General features: G+C 63.5%; 9 protein-coding genes, 1 tRNA gene and 1 pseudogene. 3 read left to right on the top strand and 8 right to left on the bottom strand.

Annotation, left to right across the window (positions count from 1 at the left end; genetic code table 11):
* Window position 1: 1 nt before the first annotated feature.
* The 5 genes and pseudogenes from ACM43_RS17505 to ACM43_RS17525 all read right to left on the bottom strand — a co-directional run.
* Window positions 2-1,459, bottom strand: coding sequence for a lipopolysaccharide biosynthesis protein (locus tag ACM43_RS17505; protein ID WP_271541838.1), 1,458 nt, complete (start codon window positions 1,457-1,459; stop codon window positions 2-4).
* A 418-nt stretch (window positions 1,460-1,877) separates the two neighbouring features.
* Window positions 1,878-3,323, bottom strand: coding sequence for a sensor histidine kinase (locus ACM43_RS17510; protein WP_271541634.1), 1,446 nt, complete (start codon window positions 3,321-3,323; stop codon window positions 1,878-1,880).
* Window positions 3,324-3,426: 103 nt separating this feature from the next.
* Window positions 3,427-4,527, bottom strand: a complete 1,101-nt coding sequence (dinB, locus tag ACM43_RS17515; RefSeq protein ID WP_271541636.1) for a DNA polymerase IV — start codon at window positions 4,525-4,527, stop codon at window positions 3,427-3,429.
* A 191-nt stretch (window positions 4,528-4,718) separates the two neighbouring features.
* The gene (locus ACM43_RS17520; RefSeq protein ID WP_271541638.1) at window positions 4,719-6,863 is read right to left on the bottom strand and encodes an acyltransferase family protein; all 2,145 of its coding nucleotides are present in this window, start codon (window positions 6,861-6,863) and stop codon (window positions 4,719-4,721) included.
* Window positions 6,863-7,042 (bottom strand): annotated as a pseudogene (locus ACM43_RS17525) (Y-family DNA polymerase); the annotation flags it as partial. The gene ACM43_RS17520 and the pseudogene ACM43_RS17525, both read right to left, overlap by 1 nt.
* A 41-nt stretch (window positions 7,043-7,083) precedes the next feature.
* Here ACM43_RS17525 and ACM43_RS17530 point away from each other — a divergent pair.
* From ACM43_RS17530 to ACM43_RS17540, 3 genes are all read left to right on the top strand, one after another.
* Entirely contained in the window at window positions 7,084-7,527 is a 444-nt protein-coding gene (locus tag ACM43_RS17530) for a TspO/MBR family protein (protein WP_271541640.1), read from the top strand.
* A 95-nt stretch (window positions 7,528-7,622) separates the two neighbouring features.
* Entirely contained in the window at window positions 7,623-7,832 is a 210-nt protein-coding gene (locus ACM43_RS17535; protein WP_157284847.1) for a hypothetical protein, read from the top strand.
* 668 nt (window positions 7,833-8,500) lie between these two features.
* Window positions 8,501-9,154, top strand: a complete 654-nt coding sequence (locus ACM43_RS17540; protein WP_271541645.1) for a class I SAM-dependent methyltransferase — start codon at window positions 8,501-8,503, stop codon at window positions 9,152-9,154.
* Between the two features lie 56 nt (window positions 9,155-9,210).
* Here ACM43_RS17540 and ACM43_RS17545 read toward each other — a convergent pair.
* The 3 genes from ACM43_RS17545 to ACM43_RS17555 all read right to left on the bottom strand — a co-directional run bounded on the left by ACM43_RS17545 (window position 9,211) and on the right by ACM43_RS17555 (window position 13,507).
* Window positions 9,211-9,287 (bottom strand) — tRNA-Arg (locus ACM43_RS17545).
* Between the two features lie 60 nt (window positions 9,288-9,347).
* Window positions 9,348-10,385, bottom strand: a complete 1,038-nt coding sequence (locus tag ACM43_RS17550; RefSeq protein ID WP_271541647.1) for a sensor domain-containing diguanylate cyclase — start codon at window positions 10,383-10,385, stop codon at window positions 9,348-9,350.
* Window positions 10,385-13,507 (bottom strand): bifunctional diguanylate cyclase/phosphodiesterase, encoded by a 3,123-nt coding sequence (locus tag ACM43_RS17555; RefSeq protein ID WP_271541649.1) that lies wholly within the window; start codon window positions 13,505-13,507, stop codon window positions 10,385-10,387. The genes ACM43_RS17550 and ACM43_RS17555 overlap by 1 nt, the downstream gene beginning before the upstream one ends.
* Window positions 13,508-13,525: the final 18 nt, after the last annotated feature.

Here is a 13,525-nt window from a genome sequence, read left to right on the forward strand (position 1 = left end):
ATTATCTGCCGCGAATGCTCTGTGCGTAGCGCCACATTTCTCCGCGACAGGCCGGAAACAGCGCAACGATCGTGAGCGAAACCGCATATGAAAGGCAGAAGCAGGCTGCCAATTCCGGGATCCCTCCGATCGAACGCGCTAGCCAGCGATGCAGCAGAGACACCGTCACCACGGAAGCGAGCGCTCCGGCGAGATGAGGCCCGACCACTTTCATGAGGTCTCGATGATGCACCGGGCCGCGTCGCCCAATCAGCCACCACAGGATGGGCGTGCGCACGCACTCGCTGATGGAATATGCGCTGGCGACGCCGACTGGTCCGAACGGCAGCCCGCATATGAAGGCGAGAATCGATGTTGAGACATTGAACAGGCCCCATCGCATGTATTCCTTGGCGCGGCCCTGGCTGAGGAAAAGCCAGTTGGCGGGGCTGTTGCTGGTCTGCAGCAGACCGGCGATGCTGAGGGCGACGAAGATCGGCGCAGCCTCGCTCCATTGGTCGCCGAGCAGGGTTTCGACCAGCGTATCGGCGGTCGCGATCATGAAGCCGACGCCAGGCAACACGAGCAGGAGCGCCGGCAGCACCGCGCGACGGAACGAATCCCGATAGCGCTCCGGCTCCTTCAGCAGGCCCGACAGCGTCGGCAGCATGATTCGCACCATCGGATTGCTGACTTGCTGAAGCGGAAACAGCAGCAACCGGCAGGCGCGGTTATACGCGCCAAGCGAGGCAGCCCCCCAGACCTTGCCGATCAACACCCCGTCGGTATTGCGGGACAGGAATTCGGCAAGATTGTAGCCGGTCACGCCGAGCCCGAAGTTCAGCATGTCGCGTGCAGCCTTGATCGAGCCGGGCCTCGACGGCAACCATCCCGAACTCAGCCACGCGCCGCTCGCGAGCACCAGACCTGATGTCAGGCTGCCGGCGAGAATGGCCCAATAGCTGTGATAGACGTACGCGACCGCGGCAGAGGTCAGTAATCCAGTCAGTGCGGCCGCGGACTCCAGGCCTGCCAGCGTCCAGAATCTCATCTGTCGCGTCAGCAACGACAAATGCTGGACGTCAGCGCCGCTGAGCAGCAACGTGACGCTCATACCAGATGTCAGTGGGGCGAGATTTGGCGCGCTGTAGAACCTGGCGACGAGCGGCGATAGCGCCACCTGTGTGGCCGCCAGTAGCGCGCCGACCGAGAGGTTCACCCAGAACAGCGCACTCAGCTCGTTGTGCGTCAACTCGTCCTTCTGCACGGTCGCGTGTCCAAGACCGAGATCCTGGAACAGCACCGCGAAGGCGAGCACCGGCGAAGCCATTGCATAAGTACCAAAGTCGACTGGCGTCAGTAGGCGCGAGAGCAGGATCACAGATCCGGTCTGCGTCGCTACACGCACGACCTGAGTGACGATCGCAGCGAGCGCACCTTTCCGTACGTTCCGGGACTGCTCGTCCTCGGACAAGCGCATGTTGAGTTGAGTCACGATCAGCTCCTCGAGCGGCGAACAACGAAAATTTCAAGCGCAGTTCGAAAGCAAGACGGTGAATCAAACGACAGTTTATCTTTTCGATTTCATGCGATTGGCGCTTCATTCATGTGCGATCAACCGGACGCCCTCATGCGCGGATCACCGCACGAGAGGGACATCGAGGCTATCGCGCGTGAGCAGCGTCGCGAAACGCCGACGACTATCCGTCAGTACGTGTCAATTGAATGGCGCGACCAAACTGCGTTCGCAAAAAACTTTACGTCGATCGCGCTCGAACGAACAGCCAATGGAGTGCATCTTGCTCAGAGCAGCGCGTCGAAACCGAAAAAGAGGCTGGTCTGTCAGCTTCACGTCAGGCAGTGCCTCGAAGATCGACACAGAACCGCTCGCAATAGTGTCAAACCTCTAGTCTTCGCGGTTCTCGTGCAACGTGTTCTTCAATGGGAATTTCGATGACGATCTGAGTTCCCGGACTCGCCTTGCTCTCGAGCAGCAAGCGCCCGTTGAGCGATGAGATGACGAGATTGAACGCGATGTGCAGTCCCAGACCGGCATTGCCTTTCTCGCGGCTTGTCGTGACGAATGGATCGAAGATGTGCGCCTGCAGGTGGTCAGGGATTCCGACGCCTTCATCAGCGCAGACAAGGCGGACTAATGTCGGATTCGGTTGGCTGACCGTGATCACGAACCGGCCGCCTCTCTTGTCAGGATACGCATGCGCTGCAGTGTTGAGGGCGAGATTGCTGATCACCTGAGCAAGCGCTCCGGGATAGCTGTTGAGCTTGATTCCCGCCGGGCAGTGTACCTCCACGGTCAGGGCATGATGCGACAGCAATGGCCCGAGCCGGGACATCAACTCCGATAGCCAATCCCTGAGCTCGAAACTGCGCCGGTCCTCATCGGCTTGATGGACCGCGACCTGCCTGAAGCTGTGCACCATTTCGGATGCTCGGTGCAGATTTTCGAAGGTCAGGTTGAGCCCCTGCTTGAGCCGGTCAATGCCCTTGGTTAGATCGGACCGCCGGACCGATGCTCCGCCCAATGCATCACTCATCGTTTGCAGGTCATCCTGCATGGCCGTCGAGGTCGTCAAGGCGAGGCCGAGCGGGGTGCTGACCTCGTGAGCGACACCTGCCACCAATTGCCCGAGCGAGGCGAGCTTTTCCGCCTGCACGAGATGCTCCTGGGTCGCGCGCAGATCGCGCAACGATTTCTCGGAGCGTTCCTTTTCGCGTTGAAGCGCCTCGGATGTCCGGAACTGCTTTCGCGCCCGGTACTCGCGCGCAGCCACCGCGTAGAGCGACAATGCGTAGGCGTTGCCGACGAGAGAGTGGTTGATGAAGCTCAGGCCGGTCGGCATTGTCGACGCGAATGTCTCGGCGACCAGCAACGCCACCCACGACAGCAGGCAGAAGATCGCCAGCGAGCCGATCCGCAAGGGCAGCATGGTCGAGACGAACAGTATGATCATCATCATGCCGGGCGCGGCAAAGGTGAAGCCCGAGGGAAGCACGAGATAGATGCTCGGCAGAATGCAGCCGGGGATGACGCAATAGATGAGAAAGATCGTCTCCGCCCATGGCTTCATCCGGCGCCGCGACAGCAGCGCCGTCAGCGGGAGCAGGATGAACACGGCGGTTCCACCGCGGATTGCGAGCGTGGTCGGCACGACTTCGGGGTAGAGCACCCAATCCCAGAGCGTGTAGCTGGCATAGGTGGCGGCGCCGAGCAGCATCGCGATCTGCGTCCATCCGAGACTGCCCCGGACATATTGGTCGACAAACCGGCGTTCCTCGATGCGGTCTTCGAAGCGCAGTCCGAGGCGTATCAATAAGGCAAGCATCCAAACTCAATCGCGAAAAGTCATGTCTGGTGTATCTACGACAGGTTTGGCGCCGCGTCGCGGATAAAGATGCCGCGTTCACCGAAGGGGCCTCAAGCCGCGTTCAGATGCCCAGCGTCAGCTGCGGCTCCGACTCGCCGGCGGCGTGGAGCGACGACAGCGAGACCCCCAGCAGCCTGACGCGCTTGGGCAGCGGCATCTCGGCTTCGAGCAGGCCGCAGGCCAGCCGCTCCAGATCGTCGCGCCCGGCAACGGCCGCCGCGACGGATCGGCTGCGCGTGATGATCTCGAAATCGGCGAACTTGATCTTCAGGGTGACGGTGCGGCCGCGATTGCCCGTCGCCTCGCAATGCCGCCAGACCTTGTCGACGAGCGGCCTTAGCTCGGCGGCAAGCGCGTCGAACGCATCGAGGTCGGTCGAGAACGTGTTCTCCGCGCCGACCGATTTGCGGATCCGGTTGGCGCGGACCGGCCGCTCGTCGACACCGCGTGATATCCAATAATAATACGCGCCCGACTTGCCGAAATTCGCGTTCATGAACTCCAGCGATTGGTTGCGGATGTCCCGGCCGGTGAACAGGCCGAGCGCGTTCATCTTCGCCGCCGTCGCCGGACCGATGCCGTGGAATTTGCCGACCGGCAGCGGCTCGACGAAGGCCGGCCCCATCTCCGGCGAGATCACGAACTGGCCGTTGGGCTTGCGATGATCGGACGCGAGCTTGGCCAGAAACTTGTTGTAGGAGATACCCGCCGACGCGGTGAGGCCGGTCTTGGCCTTGATCTTCGCGCGGATCTCGAGCGCGATGTCCCGCGCCAGCGGGATGCCTTGCAGGCTCTCCGTCACGTCGAGATAGGCTTCGTCCAGCGACAGCGGCTCGATGACGGGCGTGTGCTCGGCAAAGATGTCGCGGATTTGCCTGGAGATCGCCTTGTAGACCTCGAAGCGCGGCCTGACGAAGATCAGGTCGGGACATTGCCGCTTCGCCGTCACCGACGGCATGGCCGAGCGAACGCCGAACTTGCGGGCCTCGTAGCTCGCGGCAGCAACGACGCCGCGTTCCGCGGAGCCGCCGACCGCGACCGGCTTGCCGCGCAGCTCCGGATTGTCGCGCTGCTCCACCGATGCATAGAACGCATCCATGTCGATATGGATGATCTTGCGCACGGGCGAGGGCTCGCCGGTCGTCGGGTCGGATTCGCTCATCGCAAGATGATACAATCGCGCGGGGAGATGCGCGAGCCGAGGATGCTTCCGTCGATCAGGCGGTTGAATTTGAGCTGCACTATCGCGGCAGGGCAAAGCCATCTCAGGCTTGCGACGACAGCCGCTCGTCAGTTCCGTTCAGTCGAGATAGTTTCGTCTCGGCCGCGATCGCTTGGGAGAGGCGGAGGCTCTTACTTGCCACGGATGAACTCGAGGAGCTGGCTTGAGGCTCCGTCGCCAACGCGCTGCGCACCTGCGACCGTGAGGTGATTGACGTCCCAATAGAGCCAGAGGCCGTCCATGGCGGTCGGACACTCGGCTTCTCCGCACAAATAACGTTCTGGATAGAGCAGAAATATCTGGTTCGGGTAGCGGCTCCGGATCTCCTCGAGCATGGCATGGAATTCGCGATTGTCGGCCTGCACGCGATCGAGGGGCACGGCAGGACAGGGCTTGGTTGGTGCGTGCCAGAGGGGTCCCGGTGCGAAGCGGGACATCGGGCTGCGGCAGCCCGGCTCGACTCCGGGCGCTATGATCAGGATGCGCCGTCCGCTGCCGCCGAGCTCATTTATCGTGTTCTCGATGCCGGCCCGCCAGACTTGCAGGGCCGGTGCATCGACCTCCGGCGTGAGCTCGTTGCGGAGCGCATTGCCGTAAGTCATCCAGGATTGGCTGAGCACGATTGGAGCCTGGTTCTGCCTGATCGCGGCGAGGTAGGTATCGCGCTGGCGTTTGCAGTCCTGCGAGCCGTCGAACGCTGTTCGCACCAGCCCGACGAGCAACGGACAACCTTCGGCCGTATAGGCCTCTCCCCGGACGGCGGCGCGCTTTGCCGCCGGGTCCAGCGCTGCGACATAATGCTCGGCGAAGGAGTCGCCGAACACTTGCACGCCAACGGGGTCGCTCAATGAACCGAAGGCACATTTCGATTGTGCGCTCTTGGCGCACGGCCAGAAGCCGAATCGCTGCAGATCGGCGACCTCGCGGGCCTGTGCCGGGAGCCGCCATGGCCAGCCATCTTGACGGTTGGCCACAAATGCAACAACCGCGAGCGCGACGATCGTCGCAGCGGCGGGGCCGGCGACTCGCAACAGTGACGAGCGACCCGCGCGATACGGCTGTTCGATCAGCCGATACATCAGCGCAGCCAGCGCCATCGCGAGGGCGACGATCAGCACTTTAACCGCAACCGACTTGGCGTCGTCGCCCATGATGTAGTTTGCGTAGACGATCAGGGGCCAGTGCACGAGGTAGAGCGAGTAGGACACCAGCCCGATCCCCGTACTCAGCGGATTGGTCAGGACAGGCGAAAGGACGTGACGCTCGCCCGCCAAGATCACGCAGGCTGCACCCAGGCATGGGATGAGGGCCGTCGCGCCAGGGAAGGAGGTCGCATTGTCAAAGCTGACGACCGCGTAAGCGATCAAGGCGAATCCGGCGGCAGCCAACAGCGAGCGCGCTCCGGCCGAGAAGGTCAGCCTCTGCTCCGCAAAGACGACCAGGGCTCCGATCGCAAATTCGAAGGCGCGACAGGTCGGCAGGTAGAAAGCACCCGAGCTGTCGGTTGCGAGTGTCGCTTGCGCGACGCCAAGCGAAAGGATTGCAATGCCAAGAATGAGCAAAGGTAGTGCGCGACCGAGTTGTCTGCGTCCCAGCAGAATGAAGACGGGCCAAAACAGATAGAATTGCTCCTCGACAGCCAGCGACCAGAAGTGAAGTACGGGGCTGGGATCGGTCGAGCTGGCAAAATATGCGTGGCTGCCGCGCCAGAAGTAGAAATTCGAGACCGATACCAGCGTAGCCACGACGTCTTGAGTCAGGCCCTTGAATAGCTCCGGGGAGAACCAGAGGCCGCCGACGGCCAAAATGCCGATGATGGTGACGATTGCTGCGGGAAAGAGGCGCCGGATGCGGCGCTCGTAAAATCGGGGAATCGAAAATTCGCCGCGGTCAGTCTCGCTGAGAATGATCCGAGAGATCAGATAGCCGGACACGACGAAAAACAGGTCGACCCCCACAAAGCCGCCGCCGAACGGCGGAACGTCCAGGTGATAGAAGAATACGCTCAAGACGGCGATCGCCCGGAGCCCGTCAATGTCGTGTCGATGGGATAGCTTTGTAACCAAGTGCTGGATCCACTGGCGGCGGTTCGTCCGACTACGGATACACGCGCGCCGCTTGCCTTTAGCGCGCCTGCATGCGTTCCTCAACTGCGGAACGGGCTGAGTTCTCCCCCAATCGGGCTCGCCCCGGTCAAGCCGTTCTCCGTCAAAGCCGGCAACCCATCCGGCGCTGCTGCGAAAAGACGCAGGACTTTGCCATGGCGCGCAGCGCATCGCTTCTCGTCGCTCGCAGCCGCAACGACGCTGCGTTCCGCGGAGCCGCCGACCGCAGCCGGCTGGCCGCGCAGCTCCCGATTGTCGCGCTGCTCCACCGATGCATAGAACGCATCCATGTCGATATGGATGATCTTCACGGCCGCGGCTGCGCCAGGCATCGTGTCGGATTTGCTCATGGCTAGATGATACAATCCGGTGATGAGAAGCGAGGTGATGGATGTTTCAGTTGTTGATCTTCGTCGCGGGCGTGGTCGGCACGGGCTGGCTGATCGGCGCGACCAATCCGCCCGGCGCGTGGTATGCGAGCCTTGCCAAGCCCGGCTTTGTCCCACCGAACTGGGCGTTCCCGATTGCGTGGACGATCCTTTACGTCCTGATCGCTGTTGCGGGATGGCGAACCTTTCGCCGTGAGCCCAGGGGCAAGGCGATGCTGGCCTGGGCGGCGCAAATGGCGCTGAATTTCATCTGGTCTCCCGTCATGTTCACGATGCACCAGATCGGCGCCGCGCTGGTCATCCTCATCGGCCTGTTCGTCGCGATCGTAACTTACATTGCCATTGAGATGTCACGCGACAGGCTGGCCGCCGCCTTGTTCATGCCCTACGCCGCCTGGGTCGCGTTCGCCGGCGTGCTCAATGCGGCGATCTGGCGATTGAATTGAGGCGTTCACTTGAGAGTTCTTCAAAGAAGAATCTCAGGCTTGTGAGTGGCAAGCATGGCCGCGAAACCTAATATGTGCCCGCGGAGGACAAGCCAATGCAATACAGCTCCGAGCTCATTCACACGATGCGTCAAGCGCTGGAGACCGTGATGGCGAGCGTACCCGCCCATCAATCGGTGTTCGGCCTGAAAGCTGCCGTCGCCGAATGCATCCTGAACGCCGCCGCACACGGCCAGACCTCATATGACGGGCTGGTGACGTCCGCCTCCGACCAGATCCAGGCGATCGTCGCGATGCTGACGTGAGGGCGAGGCAGGTGGTACTTGGCCAGGTGATACTTGGCCAGGTGATACTTGTCCGTGATGCTTGGCAACCTCTGCCTGTCTGAGCGCGTCACGGCGCTGACGTAAGCTGGTCTGCAACATGCTGGCAACTATGCCCGCCGCCGCGCCGACACCCGCTAGGCACGCGGTGATAACTTGCTGCGTCGTCCGATCGGTCGGCGGCTTCTCCAGCATCTCCATGACCTGAGCGAGCGAAATCGGTCACGCGAAGTGGACGGTGCAGCCTGCAATGGCAACGCAGCAGGAAGCGCAGCGGCGAAGGTGACGAGGCGACCGCGAATTTGGTCGGAAGACGGGACATGAGCTATGAATGCGTGCAATACACGGGTCAGGCTTGGCGCAGGAGTCTCTACAACGGGTCCATCGGCGACGAGCGTGCACGTTGTCGATCCGAAGCTTCGAAAACGTACAGCGAATATCAAAAAGGGCAGATACCAATCGCGAAACGTGAGTCAGCCGATGGAAAACCAACAGGCCTTGCGGCGTCCTGCGAACAACTCGTTGTCGAAGAAAAGGCGGCCGGCCGAAATCCGGTTCGAATAGCGTTCGCAGCTGTCACTCTCATAGGTAGGCTCAGGGCATTCGCCGATCCCGCGTCCGCTTCGCCGACTGCAAAAGGAGCGTTATCTATGAGCACCGCGAGCGACGCCCGTTTCTGGGACAGGTCGTCACGGAAATATGCCAAGAGTGCGGTCGCGGATCCGGCTGGATATGAGCGCACGCTCGATCGGACCAGTGCCTTGCTAAAGCCGGGCGACCGGGTGCTTGAGCTGGGCTGCGGAACCGGGACGACGGCGCTGAGGCTCGCAGCCGATGTGCAAAGCTATCTTGCGACGGACTTTTCCGCCGAGATGATCGAGATCGCCAGGGAGAAGCACGGCGCCTCCTCCATCCCGGGGCTTGCCTTCCAGACCGGGACGGTGGAGACGCTCGCCCCTGAGGCCGGGCCGTTCGATGCGGTCCTGGGCTTCAACTATCTCCACCTGGTCCGCGACCTGCCCGGCACCTTGCGGCGCATCAATGCGCTGCTCGCACCGGAGGGCCTGTTCATTTCGAAGACGCCGTGCCTCGGGGACATGAACCCGCTCATCCGGCTAGCGTTGCTGCCTGCAATGCGCGCGATCGGCATGGCGCCTTATGCCGGTGCTTTCCGGGCATCGGAGCTGGGCGAACTGATGGAGGCCGCGGGCTTCGAGATTCTAGCCACGGAAAACCACGCGACCAAAGGCAACGAGGCCCGGCCATATATCGCGGCGCGCAAGCGCCAAGGCAGGATGCGATGAAGCTGCCGAGCGGCCAGTCTGTCGACGCTGCGATCCACGCAGTGCCGCTCGACCACTGGCGCACCCGACACGATTCGAACGTGTGACCTTTGCCTTCGGAGGGCAACGCTCTATCCAGCTGAGCTACGGGTGCAGAGAGGCCTGATGTAGCCGATTGGCGCGGGGCGGGCAACCGCTTCTCGCAGGATCAAGCTCAAGCCGTTTTGCGCCTGACCAGGGCCGGAACCGCCTCTCCGTCGCGGGTGGCGATTTCGGCAAGCACCCGGTCGGCGCAGATGACGCGGTTGCGGCCGAGGCGTTTGGCGACATAGAGCGCCTCGTCGGCCGCGCCGAGCAGCCGGTCGGGGCCGCCGTCGGCACCGCCGGGAATATGGCTTGCGACGCCGACGCTGAGGGTAACGTGGTCGCCGGCGCCGATCGCGCCATGGGCGATCGCCAAGGCCATCACGGCGCAGCGGATCGCCTCGGCCACCATGCAGGCGCTGTCGCAATCCATGTCGGGGAGGATCAGCGCAAACTCCTCGCCGCCATAGCGGCTGGCGAGGTCGAGCGGGCGCACCGCGTGCCGGTTGACGACGGAAGCGACCGCGCGCAGGCACTCGTCGCCGCTCTGGTGGCCGTGCTGGTCGTTGAACAGCTTGAAATGGTCGACGTCGACGAACAGCAGGGCCAGCGGCTTCTGCGTGCGCTGGGCGCGGGCCCATTCGCCGAGCAGCATCTGGTCGAAGGCGCGGCGGTTCGCGAGGCCAGTGAGCCCGTCCTTGGTGGCGAGCTCCTTCAGCGCCATCTCGGCGCGCTTCTGGTCGGTGAGGTCGCGCAGAGTCTCCACCACCGCGATCAGGTTGCCGGCCTCGTCGTGGATCGGGCCGGCGTCGATGGCGAGATAGAGCTGGCTGCCGAGTTTGGGCATCACGCACCAGTTCTCCGCGGAGAAGCCGAGCCCGTTGTGGCCGCGCGCGGCATATTCCGAATAATACTCCGGCAACTGCTCGGGCCGGTCGAGCGCGACGAGGTCGGCAAGGCAGGGGCGCTTCGTCTCGTAGAACGCCTGCCAGTGCTTGCTGGTGCCGATCACTTCGGCGGCCCCGACGCCGGTCAGCCGCTCGCAGGCTCTGTTCCAGATCACGACGCGGCGCTTCGGGTCGATCACGAACGTCGGCACCACAAGGTGCTGCATTAGCCGCACGGCGTAGGAATCGGCGACATCGAGAATCTTGCGCGACTTCGGCATCAGGCCACCGCAGCCACGGGTAAGGCCCCGGGCGAGCCATCGCCGGCGCCGAACAGCTTGCGTACCTCGCTGGCCGGCTTCGGTGCACTGAACAGATAGCCCTGCATCTGCGTGCAGCCGAGCGCGCGCAGCATGTCGCGCTGCGCCTCAGTCTCGACGCCCTCGGCGACCGTGGTCATGCTGCTGGCGGCCGCGATGTTCACCACCGCCTGCACGATGACGGGCGAGCCGGTGGCCTCGGCGATGTCGACGACGAAGCAGCGATCGATCTTGATCTTGTCGAACGGGAAGCGCTTCAGGTAGCTCAGCGAGGAATAGCCGGTGCCGAAATCGTCGAGCGCGATGCGCACGCCGATCGACCGCAGCTGGTGCAGGATCGAGAGCGCCGCCTCGTCGTCGCGGATCAGCACGGCCTCGGTGATCTCAAGCTCGAGCCGGCGCGGGTCGAGGCCGGAGGCGGCGAGCGCGCCCGCGATCCGCAGCGCCAGCGTGTCGCATTTGAGCTGCACGGGCGAGACGTTGACCGCGACGCGCACATGCGCCGGCCAGGTCGCGGCCTCGTTGCAGGCCATGCGCAGCACCCAGTCGCCGAGCTCGTTGATCAGGCCGGTGTCCTCGGCGACCGGAATGAACTCGGCCGGCGACACCATGCCGCGCTCGGGATGGCGCCAGCGCAGCAGCGCCTCGCAGCCGGACACTTCGTTGGTGCGCAGGTCGACCAGGGGCTGATAGTGGATCTCGAAGCCGCCGTTCACCAGCGCCTGGCGCAAATCCTGTTCCATGCTGAGGCGCGCCTTGGCGCTCGCGTCCATCGCCGGCTCGAAGAAGCGGTGGGTGCGGCGGCCTTCGGCCTTGGCGCCGTACATCGCGAGGTCGGCGTTCTTGATGAGTTGATCGAGGTCCGAGCCGTCCTGCGGCGCCAGCGCAATGCCGATGCTGGCATCGGTCGAGAGCTGGTGGCCGAGGCAATGATAGGGCTGGCGGATCGCCTGGTAGATCTTCGTCACGAAGGACAGCACGTCCGCGGGGGACTGGATCCCGGTCTGGATCACCGCGAACTCGTCGCCGCCGAGCCGCGCGATCAGGTCGCCCTGCGTCAGGCAACCGCGCAGCCGGGCCGCGATCGCCTTCAACAGCTCGTCGCCGACATGGTGGCCGAGCGAATCGTTGATGCCCTTGAATTCGTCGACGTCGATGTAGAGCAGCGCGAATTGGCAGCCGTCCGCGACATGCGCAAGCTGGCGTTCGATCTGCTCGCGGAACAGCGTGCGGTTCGGCAGGTCGGTCAGCGCATCGTAATGCGCCATATGCGCGATCTTCTCGTCGGCACGCCGACGCTCGGTGACGTCGTCGATGACGTGAATGAGGTAGCGCGGTTCGCCGGCTTCATCGCGGAGGCCGATCCGGGTCGAGGTAATGTAGCGCAGGCCCATGCCGGGCATCTGCCAGGCGTGCTCGTCCTTGAACAATCCGTTGGCCGATGCCAGCGCCCTGCTGTCGTCCTCGGTGATGTGGGCAGCGGCCGCCTCGGGGAAGATGTCGAAGGCGGTCTTGCCGACGACGTCCTGGCGGGAGTGACCGAACAGCTGTTCGGCGACGACGTTGAGCAAGAGATATTGCCGGGTCCGGGCATCCTTCACGGTGATCTGCGAGGGGATATGGTCGATGATCTCGCGCAGGAAGGTGTAGTTGCGGTCGCGCTCCTGTTCGAGCTTGCGGCGCTCGGTGATCTCTTCGATGGTGGCGACCCATCCGCCCTGTGCGAGCGGCGTGTTGATGACCTGAAAGGCGCGGCCATTGGCCAGTTGATGGGTCAGCGTCGCGACTGTGCCCTCGGCGGCGACCCGCATGACCTCGGCGCAGAAGGCCTCGACGTCGCCGTCGAAGGCGCCGCGCTCCTTGCGATGATACATCGCCTCACGGATGTGACAGCCGGGCTTGATGACGTCGTGCGACAGGCCGAACATGTCGGCGTAGCGGCGGTTGCAGGTGACGATGGTGCCGCACGCGTCGTACAGGACCAGCCCCTGCGACATGTTGTTGAGGGCAGTATCGAGCCGCAGCCGCTCCGCCTCGATCCGCTGCTGGGCCTCGCGGTTCTGCTGGTTGATCTGGCGAATGATCAGATAGAGGATCAGCGCGATTACGCCGGCCGAGAAGCCTGCCGTTGTCACCAAGAAGCCGGTTTGCTGCCGCCAGTCCGCAAGTGCCGCTGCCGTGGTACTGGTGGCGATGATGACCAGCGGGAAATGCGTCAGCGACGCAGCCGAGCCGAGCCGCTCCTCACCGGTGACGGGGCTCCTGCCGCGGAGCGTCTGCTGACCGCCTTCGGCCAGCGCTTTCTGCATCAGCGGCCCGTCCTTGAAGTTCCGCCCGATCAGCTCCTCGGCGTGCGGATAGCGCGCCAGCATCTTGCCCTCGCGATCGAGCAGCGAGATGGCCGTGCCGTCGGCGAGCGCGACCGACGCGAAATATTGCTGGTAGCTGTTTGGGTCGATCCGCCGCACCATGGCGCCGAGGAATGTGCCGTCCGCGCCGCGCAGCCGGCGTGCGACGACCGTGGTCCATTTGCCGATGATGAGGCTGCGGACCGATTCCAGGATGACCGGCTCGGCCGCCGGGTTGAACTTGAACGACTGGAAATAGGCGCGCGCGGAGATGTTGATCTTGGGCAGCGGCTGGGCCCGCGACCAGTTGATCAGATCGCCCTCGGCATCGTAGATCGCGATGTCGCCGAGATACGACACGGAGCTGATCTTGCCGCGCAGCATCTGGTTTGCCGCAGGCCCGGACATGCGCTCGCGGAACGTCGCAGGCGAGGTGATCTCAGGCAGGTTCATCTGCCCGATCAGGTCGGCGGCAACGACCTCGGAATCCTCGAATTGCTGATCGAAATGCCGCGCGATCAGCTTCACCGTGTTTTCAAGCTCGCGTTCGCGGTTGGCGAGGGTCCGCTCGCGAAACTCGCCGATGGCAACGGCCGTGGCGATGAAGATGCCGGCCACCAGAAACACGCCGCACAGGGTCAGCCACAGGACAGGACCACGGCGCGCCAAGGCCTCCCAGCCGTTTCTCGCGGCTCGAGACATTCCGGCTGCTACGCTGGCAAAGACCTGGCGCATTCCCCCTCGCTGGAGGAT

The organism is Bradyrhizobium sp. CCBAU 45321, assembly GCF_028128975.1.
GTDB lineage: Bacteria > Pseudomonadota > Alphaproteobacteria > Rhizobiales > Xanthobacteraceae > Bradyrhizobium > Bradyrhizobium yuanmingense.

Excerpts from the sequence above, each read along its gene's own strand:
- ACM43_RS17530 (WP_271541640.1), top strand. The coding sequence starts at position 7,084 with ATGTTTCAGTTGTTGATCTTCGTCGCGGGCGTGGTCGGCACGGGCTGG.
- ACM43_RS17550 (WP_271541647.1), bottom strand. The coding sequence starts at position 10,385 with ATGCCGAAGTCGCGCAAGATTCTCGATGTCGCCGATTCCTACGCCGTG.
- ACM43_RS17520 (WP_271541638.1), bottom strand. The coding sequence starts at position 6,863 with ATGCGCTGCGCGCCATGGCAAAGTCCTGCGTCTTTTCGCAGCAGCGCC.
- ACM43_RS17535 (WP_157284847.1), top strand. The coding sequence starts at position 7,623 with ATGCAATACAGCTCCGAGCTCATTCACACGATGCGTCAAGCGCTGGAG.
- ACM43_RS17555 (WP_271541649.1), bottom strand. The coding sequence starts at position 13,507 with ATGCGCCAGGTCTTTGCCAGCGTAGCAGCCGGAATGTCTCGAGCCGCG.
- ACM43_RS17505 (WP_271541838.1), bottom strand. The coding sequence starts at position 1,459 with ATGCGCTTGTCCGAGGACGAGCAGTCCCGGAACGTACGGAAAGGTGCG.
- ACM43_RS17540 (WP_271541645.1), top strand. The coding sequence starts at position 8,501 with ATGAGCACCGCGAGCGACGCCCGTTTCTGGGACAGGTCGTCACGGAAA.
- ACM43_RS17510 (WP_271541634.1), bottom strand. The coding sequence starts at position 3,323 with ATGCTTGCCTTATTGATACGCCTCGGACTGCGCTTCGAAGACCGCATC.
- dinB (WP_271541636.1), bottom strand. The coding sequence starts at position 4,527 with ATGAGCGAATCCGACCCGACGACCGGCGAGCCCTCGCCCGTGCGCAAG.